This is a genomic window from Pseudomonas sp. G2-4 (assembly GCF_030064125.1).
GTDB lineage: Bacteria > Pseudomonadota > Gammaproteobacteria > Pseudomonadales > Pseudomonadaceae > Aquipseudomonas.
Genome location: NZ_CP125957.1, coordinates 3,465,222 through 3,486,947, shown reverse-complemented (window position 1 = coordinate 3,486,947; position 21,726 = coordinate 3,465,222). Strand labels below are relative to the sequence as shown.

At 61.2% G+C, this 21,726-nt stretch carries 15 protein-coding genes and 1 pseudogene; 6 read left to right on the top strand and 10 right to left on the bottom strand.

Annotated elements, in window-relative coordinates:
* Positions 1 to 32: 32 nt before the first annotated feature.
* From QNH97_RS15100 to QNH97_RS15085, 4 genes are all read right to left on the bottom strand, one after another.
* Complete coding sequence (locus tag QNH97_RS15100; RefSeq protein WP_283552720.1) at positions 33 to 2,456, bottom strand: autotransporter family protein; 2,424 nt, start codon at positions 2,454 to 2,456, stop codon at positions 33 to 35.
* Positions 2,457 to 2,635: 179 nt separating this feature from the next.
* Entirely contained in the window at positions 2,636 to 3,436 is an 801-nt protein-coding gene (locus QNH97_RS15095) for an endonuclease/exonuclease/phosphatase family protein (protein ID WP_283552719.1), read from the bottom strand.
* Between the two features lie 209 nt (positions 3,437 to 3,645).
* Positions 3,646 to 5,133, bottom strand: coding sequence for an aldehyde dehydrogenase family protein (locus tag QNH97_RS15090; protein WP_283552718.1), 1,488 nt, complete (start codon positions 5,131 to 5,133; stop codon positions 3,646 to 3,648).
* A 149-nt stretch (positions 5,134 to 5,282) separates the two neighbouring features.
* Complete coding sequence (locus tag QNH97_RS15085; protein ID WP_283552717.1) at positions 5,283 to 6,611, bottom strand: alginate export family protein; 1,329 nt, start codon at positions 6,609 to 6,611, stop codon at positions 5,283 to 5,285.
* Between the two features lie 292 nt (positions 6,612 to 6,903).
* Here QNH97_RS15085 and QNH97_RS15080 point away from each other — a divergent pair, with 292 nt between their 5' ends.
* The 3 genes from QNH97_RS15080 to feaR all read left to right on the top strand — a co-directional run bounded on the left by QNH97_RS15080 (position 6,904) and on the right by feaR (position 10,054).
* Entirely contained in the window at positions 6,904 to 8,403 is a 1,500-nt protein-coding gene (locus tag QNH97_RS15080) for an APC family permease (protein WP_283552716.1), read from the top strand.
* A complete protein-coding gene (locus QNH97_RS15075; RefSeq protein ID WP_283552715.1) occupies positions 8,348 to 8,968 on the top strand; it encodes a DUF3156 family protein in 621 nt (206 codons plus the stop codon). Before QNH97_RS15080 ends, QNH97_RS15075 begins: the two co-directional genes overlap by 56 nt.
* Before the next feature lie 123 nt (positions 8,969 to 9,091).
* Complete coding sequence (gene feaR / locus QNH97_RS15070) at positions 9,092 to 10,054, top strand: transcriptional regulator FeaR (RefSeq protein WP_283552714.1); 963 nt, start codon at positions 9,092 to 9,094, stop codon at positions 10,052 to 10,054.
* A gap of 120 nt (positions 10,055 to 10,174) precedes the next feature.
* On the opposite strand, the gene QNH97_RS15065 is transcribed toward feaR, so the two are convergent.
* The 4 genes from QNH97_RS15065 to QNH97_RS15050 all read right to left on the bottom strand — a co-directional run bounded on the left by QNH97_RS15065 (position 10,175) and on the right by QNH97_RS15050 (position 17,004).
* The gene (locus tag QNH97_RS15065; RefSeq protein ID WP_283552713.1) at positions 10,175 to 11,596 is read right to left on the bottom strand and encodes an efflux transporter outer membrane subunit; all 1,422 of its coding nucleotides are present in this window, start codon (positions 11,594 to 11,596) and stop codon (positions 10,175 to 10,177) included.
* The gene (locus tag QNH97_RS15060; protein WP_283552712.1) at positions 11,593 to 14,772 is read right to left on the bottom strand and encodes an efflux RND transporter permease subunit; all 3,180 of its coding nucleotides are present in this window, start codon (positions 14,770 to 14,772) and stop codon (positions 11,593 to 11,595) included. The genes QNH97_RS15065 and QNH97_RS15060 overlap by 4 nt, the downstream gene beginning before the upstream one ends.
* Before the next feature lie 15 nt (positions 14,773 to 14,787).
* Positions 14,788 to 16,041, bottom strand: a complete 1,254-nt coding sequence (mexE, locus tag QNH97_RS15055; protein WP_283552711.1) for a multidrug efflux RND transporter periplasmic adaptor subunit MexE — start codon at positions 16,039 to 16,041, stop codon at positions 14,788 to 14,790.
* Between the two features lie 198 nt (positions 16,042 to 16,239).
* Positions 16,240 to 17,004, bottom strand: coding sequence for a substrate-binding periplasmic protein (locus QNH97_RS15050; protein ID WP_283557493.1), 765 nt, complete (start codon positions 17,002 to 17,004; stop codon positions 16,240 to 16,242).
* 343 nt (positions 17,005 to 17,347) lie between these two features.
* Here QNH97_RS15050 and QNH97_RS15045 point away from each other — a divergent pair, with 343 nt between their 5' ends.
* From QNH97_RS15045 to QNH97_RS15035, 3 genes and pseudogenes are all read left to right on the top strand, one after another.
* Positions 17,348 to 17,968 (top strand): TetR/AcrR family transcriptional regulator, encoded by a 621-nt coding sequence (locus tag QNH97_RS15045; protein ID WP_283552710.1) that lies wholly within the window; start codon positions 17,348 to 17,350, stop codon positions 17,966 to 17,968.
* A gap of 223 nt (positions 17,969 to 18,191) precedes the next feature.
* Positions 18,192 to 18,971, top strand: coding sequence for a thioesterase family protein (locus QNH97_RS15040; RefSeq protein WP_283552709.1), 780 nt, complete (start codon positions 18,192 to 18,194; stop codon positions 18,969 to 18,971).
* A gap of 50 nt (positions 18,972 to 19,021) precedes the next feature.
* Positions 19,022 to 19,216, top strand: a pseudogene (locus QNH97_RS15035) (outer membrane protein transport protein); the annotation flags it as partial.
* Positions 19,217 to 19,271: 55 nt separating this feature from the next.
* Here QNH97_RS15035 and QNH97_RS15030 read toward each other — a convergent pair.
* Together QNH97_RS15030 and QNH97_RS15025 are read right to left on the bottom strand one after the other, a co-directional pair.
* Complete coding sequence (locus QNH97_RS15030; RefSeq protein WP_283552708.1) at positions 19,272 to 20,057, bottom strand: SDR family NAD(P)-dependent oxidoreductase; 786 nt, start codon at positions 20,055 to 20,057, stop codon at positions 19,272 to 19,274.
* Positions 20,058 to 20,132: 75 nt separating this feature from the next.
* On the bottom strand, positions 20,133 to 21,587 hold the full coding sequence (locus tag QNH97_RS15025) for an efflux transporter outer membrane subunit (protein ID WP_283552707.1): 1,455 nt from the start codon (positions 21,585 to 21,587) through the stop codon (positions 20,133 to 20,135).
* Positions 21,588 to 21,726: the final 139 nt, after the last annotated feature.

Sequence of the window (21,726 nt, the reverse complement as noted above, 5' to 3'; positions counted from 1 at the left end):
CAAAAAATCCAATGGAAACTGGGTAAGTCGCCCTACCAAGTGACCCGTACGCCAAGATTGCCGGCCACGCTGCGTTGCTGACTGCTGTCGAGATTGTTGCTGTAGTCCGCGCCCGCATAGATGCTGACCGTAGGTGCCAGACTCACTATGACGCCGACGCCCAAGTCGGCCGTCGAGGCGCGCTGTTGGGTTTCGATCCGTTGGGCGTTGTCGAACGTCACCGTGTCAGTGCCGGAAAAGGTGTGCCAGAGGTTGGCGCGCAGGTACGGCTCCACCGGCGTGCCGCTGACCTGATAGCGACCCTTGAGGCGAGTACCGAGGCGGCCGGTCCAACTGCTGTCGGAATCGAATTCAACCCTGGAGATCCCATCGTCCTGGGTATCCAGGGACACCTTCTGGTGAATGATCTGGACCTGGGGTTCGAGAACCCAGTCAGCGGCCACGGCGAATGGATAGCCGGCCTCCGCCGAAAGGGTCAAGGCATGCCCACGATTATCGATTTTGACCCCGCGTTCGGAGCGGTTGTCGCCATCCAGTCGTGTCCCCATGACTACCGCGTCGACGTAGCCGCCGGTGGGATCGGTGAGGGTCCAGTACAGCCCGTAACTGTCGCCGTCGAGTTCGATCTTGCCGGCGCGCCGGCCTTCGAAGCCCAGGTTGAAGCCATCGACATTGCCGTTCAATTCGGTATGGCCGACAAAGCAGCCGATGCGCTGGGTCTGGCCCCCGGAAAGGGTTGAGCCGTACAAGTCGTTGCCCACCTGAAAGCCCTTGATGGACCCGTCGAACCGCGGGGTCACGGTGCCGGCCCAGGTCTGATCCAGGTCCTTGCCGTAGACCCGACCCCAACCCGCGCCGAACGCCCCGTTTTCCGTAAGCAGGCGCTGGTCACCCTGACGGTCATGAAACGTGCCCAGAGCCATCAGGGTCAGTTGCGCCGCCGCCGGAGGCAATACTGACCAGGTCGGTACTTCCGGGCGATACAAGGGAATCGGCGCCGCGCCAGGTGCCGGGACCGGCAAGGGCGGCAACGTTGGGTTGGGGGGCGCTACCGGGCCTGCGACCACGGTGGAACGCAAGTACCAGCTGTTTTCATTGCCGCTCACGCCGCCCTTGAACAAACGGTAATCGAATGCGCCGGCCGACACGGCCTGCGCCAGTGAAAATGCACCGCTGTCGCTGACCGCACCGCCCTGGGCCTGGACCACTTCGATGCCGTTTTGGGTGGTCAATGCCCCCGCGCCGCCCAGGTTCGTGATGGCGATGGCGGTACTGCCCGTGAGTGTTCCGCCATTGACCACCAGCCGGTCGCTGGGGGAGTCGTCCGCGCCGAGTGCCGTTTGCAGGCGCAACTGGCCGTTGGTGCCGACATAGTTGCCCTGCACGGTGAGGGTATCGTTGGTGCGGGTGTTGTCGAGGCTGAGGTCGATTGTTCCGTTGTTGTTGAGCGTGACCCGTTGGCCTGCGGTAAACGGGTTGACGCTGCCCTGGGTAGACGTCAGCACGCTGCTGGTGTCGATATTGAGTACGCCCGTGGCGGTGGCGCTGTCGCCCAGTACCAGCGTGTCAGTCAGATCCAGGCGTGAGCCTTGGGTGAGGTCGACGGTTTCCCAGTTTATGTAGCGGGCGCCAGTGCCGGGGGTACTGGCCTCAAAGGTCAATGTGTCCTGGCCCAATCCGCCATCGAGGCTAGGGGTGGTGGCGAGCACGGTTTCATCAAGGTTGCTCAGTAGCGCCGTATCGTTGCCTTCACCCATCAAGACAGCCGAGCGAATAAGGCCGCCGCTCCACTGGAACTGGTCATCGCCGAAACTGGTACGGACTTCGCCGACGATTTCGCCACCGCTCACGGTAATGCTGTCGTTGCCGCCGCTGACACTCACGTTGCCGCCGATGCGTCCGGCGGAAAGGATGATGGTGTCCTGGCCAAAACCAGTCACCAGGTTGCCGATAATCTGCCCGCCGGACATTCTGAAGATGTTGTCATCGAGTTTCATGTCGACCCGGCCGATGGTGCCGCCGGTCATGGTGGCATCATCGCCGTCTTCAAACGCTCCGACAATGGTGCCGCCGGTCATCAGGAACGTATCGAGGCCGTCGCCTTGGGCCAGGGACTGGATGCTGCCGCCACGCATGATGAAGTCGTCAATGCCGGAGCCTTGTTGTACGTCACCTTGAATCACCCCGTTGGCGTCGATCTGGATCTTATCGATTCCGGCGCCAAAGGTGACGTCACCCTGGATGACACCGCTGCCATTGGCCGGCATCGTGAGCTGGTTATCGCCCAAAAGGTCCGTCAGCCCGGGACTGTTGCCGCTGTCGCAGACGTAGGCGTCATTGCCTATCGTCGGCGTCAGTGTGCACGCCGCCATGGCGGACGGGGCGGGTAACAGCAAGGGGACCGCTACCCATAGGGCGTTGAACAATCGATTGAATCCGTGCTCGCGCAAGCTCATGTGCTATCCCTCTGCATCGGCATCCCAGGTATGCCGGTTTCAGCATCGGTTGCACGACAGATGGCACACAGGGCCTGGCAACGCTCGCTGTATGGATCGCACCGTAACAACGAATAGTAACCGTCGCTACTGTCAGAACTTACAGGTAGTGCGGCGCTTCTGAAGGGCAAAACCAGGAATCACAAATGCACTTCCACCGAAAGCGGCAGATGATCGCTCAGGTGGGTCCAGGGTTTGCTGCCCAGGATTTGCGGCGCGTGGCTGGTGGCGTTGCGCAGGTAAATGCGGTCCAGGCGCAGCAGGGGGAAGCGGGCCGGATAGGTCCGGGCGGGGCGGCCGTGATGGTGTTCGAAGACTTCGTGCAGGTATTGGCGACGGGCCAGGGTGAGGTTGCCACGCAGCTGCCAGTCGTTGAAGTCCCCGGCGATGATCACCGGGGCGTCGTCGGGCAGCGATTCAAGCAGTTGGCAAAGCAGTTTGAGCTGTAGCTGACGATGGCTTTCCAACAGGCTCAGGTGTACGCAGATCCCATGGACTTCGGCGTGGCCCGGCACGTCCAGCACGCAATGGAGCAGCCCGCGTCGCTCGGGACCGGTGATGGAAACGTCGAGGTTGCGGAACTGGCGGATCGGGTATTTGGACAGTAACGCATTGCCGTGATGGCCGTCGGGGTATACCGCGTTGCGGCCGTAGGCGAAGTCGCTCCACATGCTGTCGGCGAGAAATTCGTACTGCGACGTCTGCGGCCAGTTGTCGTAGCGCGATGCGTGGCGGTCGTGTTCGCCCAGCACCTCTTGCAGGAACACCAGGTCAGCGCCGGTACTGCGTACCGCTTCACGTAATTCAGGCAGGATGAAACGACGGTTGAGGGCGGTGAACCCCTTATGCGTGTTGACCGTCAGAACCCGAAGCCGGTGGACCGCCGTGGGCGGGTCCAATGGCACTGATTCGACGGCCCGCCGGTCGGGATCGTGAGTCACGGTTACTCCTGAGTCAGACGTATCTGTTCATGCGACTGACGGGAGGCTTTGGCAGTTCCGGATTTTTTCGGGTTTGCATTCAAACGCATCGCAAGCTGATCCACCGCTATCGCGAGCAAGCTCGTTCCCACAAAGAGGCTGTGGCGATTGCTGAATTCATGAGCACCCGCGAATCCATTGTGGGAGCGAGCCTGCTCGCGAAGGCGGCGTCAGTAACGAATCATCACCGATTTCAGTTCGGTGTAGTCGTCGATAAACGCACTGCCAAATTCCCGGCCTATCCCTGAAGACTTGCTGCCGCCAAAGGGTACCGCCGGATCGAGCAGGGTGTGCATGTTCACCCAGACGGTACCGGCTTCGATGGCGGGCACCATGCGCAGGGCTTTGCCGAGGTCGTTGGTCCAAAGGCTGGCGCTCAGGCCGTACGGCGTGTCGTTCATCAATTCCAGTAACTCGTCCTCTGTGTCGTAAGGGAAGAACGTGGCAATCGGGCCGAAGGTTTCTTCGTTGAGCAGCGTGTCGTCGCGGCGGTTGGCGAGGATGATGGTGGGTTCGACGTAACAGCCCGGGCCATCGATCAGTTTGCCGCCGTGGACGATGGTGTTGTTTTGCGCCCGGGCCTTGGCGAAGAATTCCCCGAGTTTCTGTTGGTGCTGGCGGTTGGTGACGGGGCCGAACTCGGTGCGTTCGTCCAGCGGCGAGCCGATGTGGAGCTTGTCCAGGCGTTGGGCCAGTTTGTCCATGATCGGTTCAAGTTGCGAGCGATGGACAAAGAACCGCTCGGCCGCCGCACAGATTTGCCCCGAGTGCAGGAAACCCGCTTCGATGATGCCGTTCACCGCCACGTCCGGATCCACGTCCCGCAGGAATCCCGCCGCATTCTTGCCGCCAAGCTCCAGGGTGGCACGGGTCAGCCCGGCGCCCATGGCGCCCTGGCCGACGGCGATACCGGTGGCCACGGAACCGGTGAACGACACCTTGTTGGTGCCCGGATGCTCGATCAAGCCTTTGCCCACGTGGCCGCCACCGGTTACCACGTTCAGGGCACCCGCCGGCAGCCCGGCCTCCATGGCCAGTTCAGCGATGCGCAGGATCGTCAGCGGGGTGAACTCGCTGGGTTTGATGATGATGCTGCAGCCGGTCACCAGCGCGGACGCGAGTTTCCAGATGGCGATCATGGTGGAAAAATTCCACGGCACAATGCCGACCACCACCCCGACCGGTTCGCGCAGGGTGAATGCGGTGTAGCGCTCACCGGCAAAGGAGGGCAGCGACGGGGTGATTGTCTCGCCGCCGATCTTGGTCGCCCAACCGGCGTAATAACGCAGGAAATGCGCAGCCTGGTCGACCTCAAAGGCGCGGGAGATATGGATGATCTTCCCCGATTGGCAGGTTTCGATCTGCGCCAGCTCTTCGCGGTTGTGCTCCAACAGGTCCGCCAACTTGAGCAACACATGCCCCCGGACCGCCGGCGCCGCTTGGGACCATTGCTTGAAGCCGCGCCGGGCCGACTCCACCGCTGCATCGATATCACTGGAAGACGCGTCGCTGACCTGGGCGATGACCTGGCCGGTGGCGGGGTTGACGACGTCCAGGGTCTGGCCGCTTTGGCTTTCGACGTAGCGGCCATCGATGAACAGCGCGTGGTGTCGACTGAGAAAGGCTTCGACCTGAGGCAGCAGGGCAATATCGCTCATGAGGGTTTCCTGATCGCGAACAAGGGAAAGCCCCGAGGTTAATCCCCGGGACGTGGGGTCGCTTGACTGTGTCTGCCGCACGCTATGTCTATGGCTGCCAAGGCTGGGGCTGGCAGCCAGGAGCAAACAGACCCATCTACCCGCCATCCTTAGAACGGCACCGCCACCACCAGTTGGCTGTAGACGTTGGTGCCATTGCCCCCCACCTGGTTACCACCGTTGCTTCCATCCTTTTCCGGCTTGTACAGGCCCAGCAGCGGCGTGACGATCAGGTGCTCGTTCACCGCCCACTCCACATACAGGTCCATTTCGCGTCCATCGAGGTTCAACGCGTCGCGGGTGTGCAGGGTCTTGTAGTCGAAGAACAGCGCGCCGATGGTCACTGTTTCCGTCGGCTTGAGTTTCAGCCCCAGGTGATGGATTTCGGTGTTGCTGTTGAACGGTCCGGAATAGTTAGCGGTCACTTCGCCCTGGAACCAGGTGCCGTAGCCACGGCTGAAACCGTTGAACATCGAATCCCAGTTTTTCGAATAACGGCTGTAGCGATAGGTCAGGTCCGGTGTCCAGGGCAAGTCGGCAAAGGTGTAGCCGGCTTCGGTGTACCAGGCTTTTTCGGGGCCGGCATCTTTGTCTTGCCAGGCATATTCGAAGGCGAAGTGGGCGTTTTCGATACCCGCATTCCCGGCGCCGCGCAGGCTATAGATATTCATGCCTTCGCGCTGCTTCTGGAAGTCGCTGGCGTAGTGCTCGTCGACATCGACGCCATGGATGTAGGTCAGCCCCAAGGTGCCAGGCGCGGCGGTGTATTCCAGGGTGCCGGCGGCCATTTCGGTGTTGGCCTGGGCACGGTTGTCCGACTTGATCCACATCAGGCTGCCGTGTGTGCCTTCCTTGCCGCCCAAGCGCAGAACGGCCGTCTTGTCGAAGGCATGACGGGCGGCCAGGTAATAGGCGCCGCCGCGGTTGAATTCGCCATCGGCCACACCTTTGCCCAGGTTCAGGCCGTCGTCATTGATGATGAAGCCATCGCCGAGGGTGATCACCTGGCGGCCGTAGGACAGGTCAACGCCGTCCTTGCCCAGCACCGGGAACAGATCCCCCGAGCGCCAGCCAGCGAACGCTTCATCGAACTTTGTGGTGCGTTCGGAGCCATCGCTCAGTCCGGCTGCATCGCCATCGCCCCATGTCCCGGAGCTGACCAGGTTGGCCGTCCCGTAGACACTGCCCAGGCTGCCGAGTGTCTGGTCGATACTCAGGCCATACTTGATGAAACCTTCGCGCCAGCTTGAGCCGCCGGCGGTGCCGTCGTAGTTCTTGCGGCTGTTGAACATCCCGTAGACCGCCAGGAAGTTACCCGTGACGGTGGTGTCTTCGTCGGCGTAAAGCTCATAAGCCTGGGCCGACGAATCGGCGACCAGCAGGGCGATGCCCAGGCCGATGGCGTTACGCAGCGAAGGTGTATGACGTGTGCGCTCCATAGTGGTTTCCCCGTGTGATAGGACAGCAGAGCGCGCATTAAGGGGAGCAGCGCCAGGGGAAGTCTTTCACCTGCCTGCCATGGAATTGATCCAGCCCGCCAGGGGGCGAACTCTGGCAGGCAGCAACAAAACCGGCGGCAGACATGGGCAAGACGCCCAGGGCGAGAGCGGCGCACAGTTAATCCTGCACGCGACGCCGTTTTGATCAGGGACAGGCTGGGGAGGGCTTGAACGCCGGCTCCTGAACGGCTGTGGCATCCATACTAAAAATCCGCTTTCGAGGATCTGCACGATGTCGATCAATGACAGGCTCACCGAGCACTTGAACCGGGGAACGGTGGGCTTCCCCACCGCGTTGGCCAGCACCATTGGCCTGATCATGGCAAGCCCGGTGATTCTCACCGCCACCATGGGTTTCGGCATCGGCGGCAGCGCCTTTGCCGTGGCGATGCTGATCGCCCTGGTGATGATGCTGGCCCAGGCGACCACCTTCGCCGAGGCCGCCTCGATCCTGCCCACCACGGGTTCGGTCTATGACTACATCAACTGTGGCATGGGCCGTTTTTTCGCAATCACCGGTACGTTGTCGGCCTACTTGATTGTCCACGTCTTCGCCGGCACCGCCGAGACCATCCTGGCCGGCGTCATGGCCCTGGTGAACTTCGAGCACCTCAATACCCTGGCCGAATCGGCGGGCGGATCCTGGTTGCTGGGCGTGGGGTTCGTGGTGGTCTTTGGCGTGCTCAACGGCTTCGGCGTCAGCGCCTTTGGCCGGGCCGAGATTATCCTTACCTTCGGCATGTGGACGACCCTGATGGTGTTCGGCGTGTTGGGGTTGATTGCCGCACCGGCGGTGGAGCTGGAAGGCTGGTTCGGTGCGTCCGTGGTCGGCACTGACCTGGTCACCGTGTTGTCGCTGGTGGGCATGGCGATGTTCATGTTCGTCGGTTGCGAATTCGTCACGCCGCTGGCACCGGACCTGCGCCGTTCGGCCAGGACGATGCCCCGGGCCATGATGCTGGGTCTGTTCAGCGTCGCCACCTGCATGTTCATCTACGGCGCGGCGATGAAGCGCCAGGTGGAAAACGTGCTGTTGGATGCCAGCAGCGGCGTGCACTTGCTGGACACGCCCATGGCGATTCCGCGCTTCGCCGAGCAAGTCATGGGGGATGTCGGTCCGATATGGCTGGGGATAGGCTTTCTGTTTGCCGGGGCGGCGACCATCAATACCCTGATGGCCGGCGTGCCGCGGATTCTGTACGGCATGGCGGTGGACGGTGCATTGCCCAAGGTGTTCACCTACCTGCACCCACGCTTCAAGACACCGTTGCTGTGCATCCTGGTGGCGATGCTGATTCCTTGTTTGCACGCGCTGTGGCTCGGTGGCAACGCCGACAACATCATGCACCTGGTGCTGGCGGCGGTGTGCGCCTGGAGTTTTGCCTACCTGCTGGTGACCGTGTCGGTGGTGAGCCTGCGGATTCGTCGTCCGGACTTGCCCCGGGCCTATCGCTCGCCGTTTTTCCCGCTGCCGCAGATCCTCTCCAGCGTCGGCATCGTCATCGGCATGTGGTTCATCACCCCGCCCGGCATGAACCCGGCGGACATCTATATCCCCTTCGCCGTGATGCTCGGTGGCACTGCGGTGTATGCCTTGTTCTGGACCCTGGTGGTGCAGAAGGTCAATCCATTCAAGCCGGCGTCGGTAGAAGACGTGCTGGCCAAGGAGTTTTCCCATGAGCCAGGGCAACCTGCCGGCGAGTTTGTCGACCGTGCTGCAAAAGCTGTCTGAACTGTTCAGCGCCCAGCGTGCCCCGGCCGGTTATCGGCCCGGGGTGACCCTGGAGCTTTTGCGGCGCAACCTCGGGCTGGCGCGGTTCGAGGTCTCGGGGCCGGCGACGGGGACGGTTGTCACCGACGATGGCAGCCTGCAACTGGAGATCGTCGAGCGCACCGAATCACAGTTGCTGATGCACTTGGTGATGACCGAGTTCGTGCTACGGGTACCTGCGTCGAGAGAGGGCACGGCACGTTTGGAGGTGCACCACAGCGGGGCCGTGCGACGCAGCGGCATACGTTGTCGGCAGCGGGACGGGGAGGCTGGGTTGTCGACCCGTCTGAAGGCGGCGATAGAGAACGATCCGGCGCTGTATCAAGCCCTCATGCCACTGGACTTCAAACGCCTGCGCATCGATCTGCAAGGGCGACAGTGGTGTGTGCGCCTGGAACACATGGGCGGCAGTGAAGTGGTGAACCGCATGCCGGCCTTTCGTCGTTACATTCCTCTGAGCCGCGAGCAGCGCAGTGCTCTACTGGCGGCCTTGAGCGGCTTGCAGCGGGTGTTGGGAACCTTCTGATTTTTTGGCTCTACTCTGGCATCGATCCTGCTACTGCTTTGGCGATCAGGTACTTGTTGCGCGTATATAGATAACATGTTAACTATTGCCCAACAAAAACAATAAGCCATCGTGGAGAGACCCATGAGCATGCAACAGGTTGGGCAAGACGGGCTGGAGACCTGGAACCGGGATCTGCGCGCCACTTGCGGTCACTTCGATACAGAACTGGCCTTCAATCGCGCGCTGTTTATCGGCGAGGTGTCCAATTTCTCCCGCGGCGGCCTTGCGCTTGCCAGCCTGCGCACCAATGCCGGCGCCATCAAGCGACACTCGCCCAATCCGGATCATGACGACGACCAGGATTGTTTTCTGGTCAGCCAGCGCAGCGGCTTTTCCCGGATCACCCAGAACGGCCTGAGCATTCAGCTGGCACCCGGCGAGCTGTTGTTGATGGATTCAGTGGGCTCTCTTGAAATCAGCCCGTTCGGGTTGATTGAACACGCCGTCCTGTCCCTGTCTCGCCATGACGTGTCCAGGCAACTGGGCGGGGAAACCAAGACTTTTGGCAAGATCTCCTCGAGCAAGGCCTGCGGGCGGATGCTGCATGTGTTGATGGATCAACTGTGCAAGGACACCCCGGACGGTGAGGGTGCCGCGGGAGAGGGCGCTGCGTTGCAGAGTGCCTTTGTTTCGCTGTTGGGCTCGGCCCTGGAACAGGACGGCGATGCCCGTGACGATGGCTCGGCGTTGCAGGGCAGCCACTTGCGCAGCTATGTGCAGAAGGTCATCGATGAATCCCTGACCCAGCCCGGCCTGAGCCCGGTGGGCCTGGCCAATCGCCTGAACATTTCGGTGCGGCACCTGTACCGTTTGTTCGAAGAGCAGGATGACAGCGTCTGCCGCTACATCCAGCGGGCGCGGCTCAAGCGCAGCGCCGACGACCTGACCAACCCGTTTCTGCGGGACGAGTCCATTACCTCGATCGCCTACAAGTGGGGCTTCACCGACTCGGCCCACTTCAGCCGTTCGTTCAAGAAGCAGTTCGAACTCTCGCCCAAGGATTTTCGCTCCAGCCATTTGCAGCAGGCGCAAGGCGTGGCTTGAGAAAGGGTCCATCGAGTCCGGGGTGTGCTGAACAAAAAAAAGCCCCGTTTCCAAATGAGAAACGGGGCAAAAATTTGGCTGGTTGCGGCCAACCAAAGGAGCTCGGTTGAGCAGGACGGGTCAGTTGCTGGCGACGGTTTCCGGTTTCCAGCCGCCACCCAAGGCTTTGTAGATCGAGACGATGCCGCGATACAGATCCACTTCGGCCTGGGCCTGAGTGTCTTCGGCTGCCAGGCGTTCACGCTGGGCGTCGAGCAACACGAGGAAATCCACGGTGCCTTCGCGGTAGCGAATCTCGGCCAGATCGGCGGCGGCACGGCTTGATTCGCTCTGACGGATCAGGGAAATCAGGCGTTGTTGGCGCTTGCCGTAATCGCTGAAGGCGTTTTCCGATTCTTCCAGGGCCAACAGCACTTGCTGTTCGTAAGTCGCCAGGGCGCCATCCGCCTCGGCGCCGGCACCGCGCAGGCGAGCCCGCACACTGCCGAGGTCGAAGGCGGCCCAGGTAATGCTCGGGCCCAGCGCCCAGGCGTTGGCCGCCGAGGAGCCGATCTGCGAACCGCGCCCGGCGGTAAAGCCGAGGAAACCGCTGAGGCTGACCCGTGGAAACAGGTCGGCCTTGGCCACGCCGATGCGTGCAGTGGCAGCGGCCAATTGGCGTTCGGCGCTGAGAATGTCCGGACGCCGTTGCAGCAGTTCACCCGGGTCGCCGATCGGCAGGGCCTTGGCGATGGCTGGCAGCTGTTTGGGGCTCAGGTCCACGTCCAGTTTGTCCGGGCGCTCGCCCAGTAGCGTGGCGATGCGATTGCGTTGGCGCACCTGTTCGGCCTGCAACTGCGGCACGCTGGCTTCCACCGAGGCCAGGCGCGCATCGGCGCGAACCACGTCGAGCTGATCGCCGACGCCGGCATCACGCAGGCTTTCGGTGATCTTGCGTGAGTCCTGCTGGTTCTTCAGGTTCGCCAGGGCGATTTTTTCCCGCAGTTGGGCGCCGCGCAGTTGACCGTAGGCGTCCACCAGTTCGGCGATCATTGTCACCTGCAACTGATAGAGGTCGGCTTCGACGGCCTGCTGATCGGCATCGGTGGCTTCCAGGTTGCGCCGGATGCGCCCGAACAGATCCAGCTCCCAGGCCATGTCCAGCCCTAGGTCGTAGCGTTCGGTGCTGACCCGGTCGGTGGTTTGCCCTGGAATCTGGCCTTTGCCCAAATCACTGCTGGCGCGGCTGGTGATGGTGGGCATAACGTCATTGCTGGCGTCATCGCGAATCGCCCGGGCGGCCCGCAGACGGGCGAAGGCTACGCGCAACTCGCGGTTGCCTTCCAGGGATCGGGTCACCAACGCGTTGAGGGTCGGGTCTTCGAATTGCTGCCACCAGATGCCTTCGAAACGGGCCCGGTCGAAATTCTTCTGGCCGGTGGCGCCGTCGGTGGCGGTGGTGATATTCGCCGCCTCCGTTTGCGGTGCCTGGTAGTCCGGGCCTACGGCGCAGGCGCTCAGCGCCAAGACCAGCAAGCTCGGTACGAACGCTTTCAAACTCATTGTTGCGCCTCCAGTTTCAAAGCCCGGGCCGCCTTGCGGGCCTCGCTGCGCTCGACGAAGTTGCGGATCAGTACATAGAACACTGGGGTGAGCAGCAGGCCGAAGAAGGTTACGCCAAGCATCCCGGAGAACACCGCCACACCCATGGCATGGCGCATTTCGGCACCGGCACCGCTGGAGAACACCAGGGGCACCACGCCCATGATGAAGGCGAAGGAGGTCATCAGGATCGGCCGCAGACGCAGGCGGCAGGCCTCCAGCACCGCAGCCAGCGGGTTCATGCCTTCGAGCTGTTTATCCTTGGCGAACTCGACGATCAGAATGGCGTTCTTGCAGGCAAGTCCCACTAGGACGATCAAGCCGATCTGGGTAAAGATGTTGTTGTCGCCGCCGGAGAGAATCACCCCGGTGATGGCCGACAACAGGGTCATCGGTACGATCAGGATCACCGCCAGCGGCAGGCTCCAGCTTTCGTACTGTGCCGCGAGTACCAGGAACGCCAGTAGTACGCAGAGTGGGAACACGAACAGCGCGGTGTTGCCCGAAAGGATCTGCTGGTACGTCAGGTCGGTCCACTCGTAGGTCATGCCGTTGGGCAGTTCGTCCTTGAGCAGTTTCTCGATGGCTTTTTCCGCCTGGCCCGAGCTGTAGCCCGGCGCGGCGGCACCGTTGATTTCAGCGGTGATGAAGCCGTTGTAGTGCATGACACGGTCAGGCCCCGAGGTGTCGCTGACCTTGATGAAGGTCGCCAGCGGGATCATCTCGCCACGGTTGTTTCGCACTTTGAGCTGGCCGATCTGGTCCGACTCGAGGCGGAACTGTTGCTCGGCCTGGACGTTGACCTGATAGGTACGACCGAAGCGGTTGAAGTCGTTGGCATACAGCGAACCCAGGTAGATCTGCAGGGTGTCGAAGATGTCACTGACGGCCACGCCATGGGTCTTGGCTTTTTCACGGTCGATGGCGGCATCGACCTGGGGCACGTTCACGGTGTAGCTGGTGAACAACCCGGCCAGTTCCGGCACGTTGTGGCTCTTGGTGATGATGTTCATGGTTTCTTTGTACAGCTCGTCGTAGCCCAGGTTGCCCCGGTCTTCGATTTGCAGGCGGAAACCACCGATGGTGCCCAGGCCCTGTACCGGCGGCGGTGGGAAGATCGCCATGTAGGCTTCCTGGATTTCCGAATACTTGCCGTTCAAGGCTCCGGCAATGGCGCCGGCGGACATGCTCGGATCCTTTCGCTCGTTGAAAGGCTTGAGGGTCACGAACACGATGCCGGCGTTCGGGCTGTTGGTGAAGCCGTTGATCGACAGGCCGGGGAAGGCCACCGCGCTTTGCACGCCCGGTTGCTTGAGGGCCAGGTCGGACATGCGCTTGATCACGTCTTCGGTGCGGTCCAGGCTCGCGGCATCCGGCAGTTGTGCGAAGGCCACCAGGTATTGCTTGTCCTGGCCGGGCACGAAACCGGTCGGGGTGTTGGAGAACCCGAAGAAAGTCAGCACCATCAGGCCCGCGTAGAGCAGCAGGGCGATGCCGCTGCTGCGGATCACGCGGGCGACGGTGCCCACATAACCGTGGCTGGCGCGGTCGAAGAAACGGTTGAACGGACGGAACAACCAGCCACCGAAGACCTTGTCCAGGAACCGCGAGAAACGGTCCTTGGGTGCGTCGTGGCTCTTGAGCAACACGGCGGCCAGGGCGGGCGACAGGGTCAGGGAGTTGATCGCCGAGATCACCGTGGAGATGGCAATGGTCAGGGCGAACTGCTTATAGAACTGCCCGGTCAAGCCGCTGATGAACGCCGCCGGAATGAACACCGCGCACAGCACCAGGGCCGTGGCAATGATCGGGCCGGTCACCTCGCCCATGGCTTGTTTGGTGGCTTCCACCGGTGTGAGTCCCAGGCCGATGTTACGTTCGACGTTCTCCACCACCACGATGGCGTCGTCCACCACGATACCGATGGCCAGTACCAGGCCGAACAGTGAAAGGGCGTTCAGCGAGAAGCCGAACAGGTGCATCACGGCGAACGTACCAATCAACGACACCGGCACGGCGACCAACGGAATGATCGAGGCGCGCCAGGTCTGCAGGAACAGGATCACCACCAACACCACGAGAATCAGTGCTTCGAACAGGGTGTGGACCACCGCCTCAATGGAACCGCGGACGAAGATCGTCGGGTCATAGACGATGCTGTAGTCCATTCCCGCCGGGAAGCCTTTCTTCAGTTCGTCCATCTTGGCGCGAACGTCGTTGGAGATCTGGATGGCGTTGGAGCCTGGGCGCTGGAAGATCGGGATCGCCACCGCTGGCTGGTTGTCGAGCAACGAGCGCAGGGCGTATTGGCTGGAGCCCAGCTCGACCCGGGCGATGTCCTTCAGGCGAGTGATCTCGCCGTCGGCACCGGAACGAATGATGATGTTCTCGAACTCTTCTTCACTCACCAGGCGCCCCTGGGTGTTGATCGAGAGCTGGAACGCCTGGGCATTCGGCGCGGGTGGCGCACCCAGCGCACCGGCAGCCACCTGACGGTTCTGCTCACGGATGGCCGTGACCACATCGGTGGCGGTCAGGTTGCGCGAAGCGGTCTTGTTCGGGTCCAGCCAGACCCGCAGGGAATAATCACCCATGCCGAACAACTGCACATCCCCCACGCCACCCAGGCGCGCCAGCTCATCCTTGATGTTGAGCAGGGCGTAGTTGGACAGGTAGAGCATGTCGTAGCGCTGGTCCGGCGAGGTCAAGTGCACGACCATGGTCAGGTCGGGCGATGCCTTGTCCACCGTGATGCCGATCCGGGTCACTTCTTCCGGCAGCTTGGGCTCGGTGCGGGTCACGCGGTTCTGCACCTGCACCTGGGCGTTGTCCAGGTCGGTGCCCAGGGCAAAGGTGATGGTCAGGGTAATCTTGCCGTCAGCGGTGGACTGCGAGGACATGTACAGCATGTTCTCGACACCAGTGATGGCTTGCTCCAACGGAGCGGCCACGGTTTCGCCGATGACCTTGGGGTTGGCGCCCGGGAAGTTGGCACGCACGACCACGGTCGGCGGCACGACTTCCGGGTATTCGCTGATGGGTAGCTGGAACAGCGAGATGGCGCCGGCGATCAGGATCAGCAGCGAAAGCACCGCTGCGAAGATCGGCCGCGAAATGAAGAACTGGGAAAATTTCATCTTGGATTCAGTCCCTTAACCGCGTGGGGTCGCAGCGGCCAGTTTGCCTGCCGATCCAGACGCCGCCTTGGACGGCGCGACTTGGGGCAGGTTGCTGGCTTCGAGCGCTTTACGTTGTTGTGCCAGGGCGGCGAGTGTTTCGTCGCTGGCCATGGGTATGGTTTCAGGCGTCACCGGCGAACCCGGACGAGCCCGTTGCAGCCCCTTGACGATGATGGTGTCGTCCTTGCTCAAGCCGTTACGCACGATGCGCAGGCCTTCGATCTTCGGTCCCAGCTCAACGGCGCGATAAGCCGGCTTGTTGTCGCCGTCCATCACCAGCACGAACTTCTTGCCCAGGTCAGTGCCCACGGCTTCGTCGTTGATCAACACAGCGGAATAAGTGCCGCTGCCCACCAGCTTCAGTCGGGCATACAGGCCTGGGGTATAGGCGCCGTCCTTGTTGTCGAACACCGCGCGACCACGGATGGTGCCGGTCTGCGGGTTGACCTGGTTGTCGACGAAGTTCATCTGGCCCTGGTGCGGGTTGCCGTCCTCGTTGGACAGCCCCATGTAGACCGGTGTGGCTTGGCCGCGCTGGCCCTGACGGGCGAGTTGGTTGTACTTGAGGAAGACACGCTCGTCGGCGTCGAAGTAGGCGTAGACCTTGTCGGTGGACACCACGCTGGTCAGCGGTGTGACGTCGGCGGTCACCAGGTTGCCGGCGGTGATGTCTGCGCGGCTGACACGGCCGCTGATGGGCGAGCTGACGCGGGTGAAGCTCAGGTTCAGCTTGGCCAGGTCCAGTTGCGCCTGGATGGCTGCTGCGGCGGCGCGGGCTTCCTGGGCAGCGCTGGTGCGCGAATCGGCCAACTCGGCGGAAATGGCGTTGCTCAAACGCAGGCGTTCACCACGCTGGGCTTCGTTTTCGCTGCGGGTGGCGGTGGCGCGGGCCTGGGCCAATTGGGCTTCGAGACGACGTACTTCAGCCTGGAAGGGGCGTGGGTCGATCTGGAACAGCAGGTCGCCTTTCTTGACCAGCGCGCCTTCGGTGAAGGCCACTTCATCGATCTGCCCGGAAACCCGGGGACGAATTTCGACGGTTTCCGGTGCTTCGAGGCGTCCGGTGAATTCATCCCATTCGTTGACGGGTTGCTCCAATACCTTGGCCACACTGACTTTGGCCGGCGGCATGGAGGCTGCTGTGTCGGGAGTCTTGCCGCAGGCGCTCATCACCAGCACCGACAGCAGTGCGAGGGGAAAGCGCAGTTTTGAAAGTGAATGTTCCATGGATAGCATCCGCCAATGTATTGAGAATGGGCGGATGATGCGTGGCTGAACGCAGGGGAACGAATCGAATGAAGCAAAGGTAACTATCATTCGGAATGATATAAGCCATCGACAGACCCTCTAGTGCGGGGCTTTCGTTAGGCTGCTATCAATCCAATTGATGGTCGCTGGATGACAGGAACTGTCCTTGGGTAGCGTCTAGTCTGGCAAATAGACGTCATGGATACGCTTAAGTTCGCCCTCTGCGCGAAGGGTGTCAACCGCCTCGCGCAAGTCCTGAACCATTTTTGGAGAACATTGCTTCGAGCAGGCCAGGTAGAGATCCGCAGTGCTTTTGACTGAGCTCATGAGCAGTTTGCGCTTGGACACCTTTGGCCAAATGTAGCGACTCTCCGGGACGCCGTTGAACCAGGCATCGATGCGTCCCATCAAGAGCATCTGGGCGGGGTTGTCGCCGATGGCCAGCGGATAGATCTGGTCGTCCCTGAATCCTTCGGTGCGCAGGATCTCCTCCTGTGCACTGCCCAGGCCGACGCCGATCTTTCGGTAGGTTTCTTTCGCTTGGGCGAAGCTGCTCACCCGCTTGTCGAGGCTGAAAAAGGCGCGCTCCATGGGCATGACCATGGCAATCCAGGTAAAACGATCTTCACGCCCGGGTATGCGCGACAAAGGTGTAATCAAATAGTCATGTTCTTCACTGACGTGTTTCTGTGCCCGGGCCCAGGGGAGCACATGGATTTTCACGGCATACCCGGCCTTGGTCATGGCTGCCACGGCGACATCGCCAACGATGCCGTGCCCCCTGGGGTCGTCGACAAACGTCAGCGGAGGCGCGTCCAGGATGTGCAGTTCAATCGTCGGGGGTTCACCCCACGCGTTATGGGCAACCACTAGCGGTAACAACAGACAAAGCCTGGGAAGCGCTTTGGTACCGGCATTCAAAACGCGTGTGATCGGGCTCATGGTCGATACTTCAGGCATGGAAAAGTGGTGCGCCATTCTACGTGCTCGGCGTCGGGAAACATCGTCCGGCAGGCCATGGTGTTCGAACCACCAGCAGGTTCGCCACCGTGTTTTTATTGGAACACGTCAACGTTATCGTCTTGGCCTTTGTTGCGTGTTTCTGAAGGTATAGATCATCCCATCGACAAAAACCCAGGGTTTGCGATTTGATGGCGTTTAAATAGATGGGAGGGTGACGAAGCCATTTTGTCGTCGAAGACATGCCCTGAAATGCACGATTTGTGACTAAATTACATAATGGTCACAAGTTGTCAACCGTCTTCAGGATGCGTAAGCTGCCTCCATGAACCAGTCATCCATACCTACGCCCAGTACCCGCGGCCCAGCCGATCATGACATCCGAGACCAGATTGTCGCGGCGGCCAACGAGCATTTCAGTCAATACGGCTACGCCAAGACCACCGTGTCCGACCTGGCCAAGGCCATCGGCTTTTCCAAGGCGTACATCTACAAGTTCTTCGACTCCAAGCAGGCGATTGGCGAGGCCATTTGCTCCAGCTGTCTTGCGAAGATCGTTGAGGCCGTGGAGCTGGCCATCAACGAGGAAGGGCTTTCTTCGACAGAGCGCTTTCGCCGTCTGGTCAAGACATTGATTACCACGGGAATCGATCTGTTCTTCAATGATCGCAAGCTCTACGACATTGCCGCATTCTCCGCGTCGGAGCGCTGGCCCAGCTCCCAGGTGTATGACGCACGAATCAAGCAATTCGTCGTGCAGGTGGTGCGCGAAGGGCGTGAAAGCGGAGAGTTCGAGCGCAAGACGCCCCTGGATGAAACCGTTGAAGCGATTCACCTGACCCTTCGGCCTTTCGTCAATCCTCTATTGCTGCAATACAGCCTCGATCACGTCGAGGTCGCGCCGACGCTGACCGCGAACCTCATCCTGCGCAGCCTGATGCCCTGAGGGAAGGCTGCAGCGCGCAGCCGTCCCGATCCAAAAAACGACTTCCTTGCATTCGGGTTGTAACTGACTGAGGGGTCGATTTTTGCCTGATTAGTGACTATTGACACAAATGGTCACATGAGTAAGTATGGCATCAAGTTTCCCGTGATCCCTTTGAATGTGTGTCGCCATTACTCGCGACGCTTCTGCGGGCTCACGTTCAGGCCGGTCGGAGGACGTTGAAATGAGCGGTTTTGCCCAAGTGCTGGCGCAGTTTGATCCGAGCGTCGCGTTTGTTGCTCCGGCCAATTGGCAGCAGGGCCGAACGATCTTTGGCGGCCTGTCGGCGGCGTTGTCGTTGGAGGCGGTTCTGCGTGAGCGTCCGAAGGGCTTCCCGCCGTTCAAGTCTGCGCAGGTGTCATTCATAGGGCCGGTCACGCAGCCACAGACCTTCGAGACAAGCGTGTTACGCGAAGGGCGATCCGTGACTTCGGTGTCGGTTGACTGTAAGTCCGGTAATGAGTTGGCGTTGCGCACGACCTTGTTGTTCGCTCAACCACGAGCCAGCAGGATTACCCATGAGGCGTGGGGATGCCCATCGGTGGAGGGGCCGTCGCGGTATGCCACGTTGGCGCTGGACAGCAGCATTGCGCCCGCCTGCGCCTTCAACTTTGAAATGCGCCCCGCGGGCGGTTCGTTGCCGGTGTCCGGTGCGGAGAATCCGGAGCTACTGATGTGGGTCCGTCACCTGGATGCCCAAGGCGCGGACCCGGCGGTGGCGCTGATTGCCCTCGCTGACAGTCTGCCGCCCGCCGCCATGACGTGTTTTACCGAACCGGCCGCCATCAGCTCGGCTTCCTGGACAATCGATCTGCCGCAGCCAGCCGTTACCGGCGAATGGTTCCTCATCAGCTCTTTCAGTCAGCAAGCTTTGGAAGGCTACTCGCTACAGGATATGGAGATCTGGGACGAAAGCGGTCGGCGAGTGCTTTGGGCGCGCCAGACCGTGGCGATTTTTACCTAGTAGAAAAACAAACCGTTCCATCCCCCCAGCAATTGTTCCTAGAGTTCTAATCGGGAGATCGGACGGTTCTGAGCTTCGGTGCGGGCTGGACGCCGGTGGAAGATGTCACGATCGACGTGGCTTATTCCTACTTGCAGGAAGAGAGCGTGCGAGTCGATCAGTCCTCTGCGGCTCGCGGGTCATACAGTTCCAAATGCCGGAACAGTGCCAGCGGTTTCGGCACTTCAGTCAGCTATCGCTTCTAACGCAATATGCATGTGCCGGGAGCCAGTGCGCTCCCGGCCCTTCGCAACACCGCATTCATGCACCCATGACAGTCGCCATGAGACGCTGGTGAAATCGGCGTGGCGTGGCCCAGGTTAACGCCGTAAGCGCCTTGTTGCCGAAACCGGGTACGACACTCATGCGCCCGGCTTGCAGCGCGCGGATGCCGGCGCGAACCACCGGTTGAGGTTGCATCATCACCATTTTCAGCGCTGGGGTGAGTTTCTGGTTGGCGCTCTGCGCAAACCCGGTATCCGACATGCCCGGGCATAGCGCGGTCACGACGATGCCGTCGCCCTTGAGTTCCTGATGCAGCGCCTCGGAGAAGCGAAGCACGTAGGCCTTGGCCGCTGAATAGACCGCGAAATTCTTCACGCCCTGATAGGAAAGCAAGCTGGCGATCTGCAAAATGTAGCCGCGGCGGCGAATACGCATGTCCTGCGCAAAGAGGCGAGTCATGGTGGTCAGGCTGGCGATGTCCAGATTGATCATTGCCAGGGATTGGTCAATGGCGTGGTCCAGGAACGGGCCTTGCAATCCATGGCCGGCGTTGTTGATGAGCACATCGACCGCAATACCCTGTTGAACCAGCCGCTTGTGCAGTTCGATGACTGCCGGAATCGAAGACAGGTCGACTTGTTCGTTGATCACCTCGATGCCGAAACGCTCACGCAGTTCTTTTGACAGCGCTTCGAGCTTGTCCAGCCTGCGGGCTACCAGAACGAGGGATTTTCCCTGCGCTGCGTATTGCCGGGCGAACTCCTCGCCAAAGCCGCTCGAAGCGCCCGTGATGAGCACCCAGGAATTCTCGTTGTTTTTCATGTAGCTGGACTCCGGTTGTAATGATTGACAGGGACTGTGGTTGGGGCCAGGAGAAGCGCTTGCGTTCATCTCCAGTCATCGACTCGCTACGGGCTGCGGCGCTTGCCAGCCGCCACCCAGGGCCTTGAATGCCGCGACCGCCGCGCGCGCCGATTCGGTTCGTGCTTGTGCTCGGGCATCGGACGCTTGGAGCAATGTCTGGTCGGCGTTGAGGACGTCGATCAGGCTGGCCGTACCTTTCTGATAGGCAATAAAGGACGACTGGCGCGCCTCGCTCAGTGACGTTTCGCCTGCGGTGAGCGTGGTGGCCTGGGATTCGCGGTTTACCAGGGCAGAGAATGCGTTCTCGACATCCTCGGTGGCCCGTAGCGCGGACTGACGATAGGCGGCCAGCGCTTCGGCTTCCTGTCCCTTTGCTTGGTCGATCTGGGCGTTGATCCGGCCAAAATCGAACAGCCTCCAGCGCAGACCCAGCGCCCCCGACGCCTGGCTGGCGCCGCCGGAGAACAGGTGTCCGGCCGATACAGCAGTGGCACTGCCGAGCAACGCGCTGAGGGAAAATTTCGGGTAGTACTCGGCGATGGCCTCGCCGATGCGGGCATTGGAGGCGGCAAGACGGCGTTCGGCGACGATGAGATCCGGCCGACGGCGCAACAGATCAGCCGGCGTACCCATCCCGCTGATTTGTGGGGGCAGGGGAATGCTGCCGGTCTCGGCCAGTTGCTGGCGATGGGTGCCTGGCGGTGTGCCGAGCATGACATCCAACGCGTTCATGGCTGAATCCAGACCGGTCTGCAGGACGGGCACCGTTGCCTGGACCTGAGCCAGTGCGCCCTCGGTCTGGCGGACCTGATAGCTGGCAGCGAGGCCTTTGCTGTAGAGCAACTGGACTTTCTCCAGCAGGTCCTGCTGAGTCCTGAGCTGGCGGTTCGCAATGTCCAGCCGCGCTTGCAAGCCGCGCAGGGTGATGTAGATGTCAGCGGTCTGCGCGGCCACGGCCAGCCTCGTGGCTGTGGCCCCGGCCTCGGAGGCCTGGTATTCAGCCAATGCGGCTTCGTGTCCGCGTCGCAGGCCGCCAAAGACGTCCAATTCCCAGCTCGCGCCCAGGTCCAGTTCGTAGGCATTTCCGTATCGATCAAAGCCGGGCGTCGAATCAAGCACCTGGCCCAGCGGCGTCTCGACGGACTGGTAGGCGCGGGCGGCCTGGCCGCTGATATTTCCCGAAGGCAGCAGGGCGGCATTGGCTGCGCCAAGGCCTGCCCGCGCCTGGGCAACGCGCGCCGACGCCTGGGCAAGGTCGAGGTTTTGCTCCAGGGCCTTTGCGATGAAATCGCTCAGCACCGGGTCGCGAAAACCCTCCCACCAATTTGTGAGACTGGCCTGCGTAGCGTCGCTCCTTTGTTCGACAGAAGACTGGCCCAGGAAACGATCCGACAGTACAGCGTCCGGGCGCTGGTAGTCCGGGCCAACCGCGCAGCCGGCCATCAAGCTGGCGCCTACTAATAACGCAAGGGGACGGAAGGCTGGCATTGAGGTTTCCTCGGGATCGATATTTGTGACCATATTATAGAATGGTCACAAGCTGTCAATTGATGATGGAAACTGCCGCATGGATCCAAGATCCTTTGTTTTGCTCGGGTTGTCGGGAAATCAGGCTGGCTGAAAACAA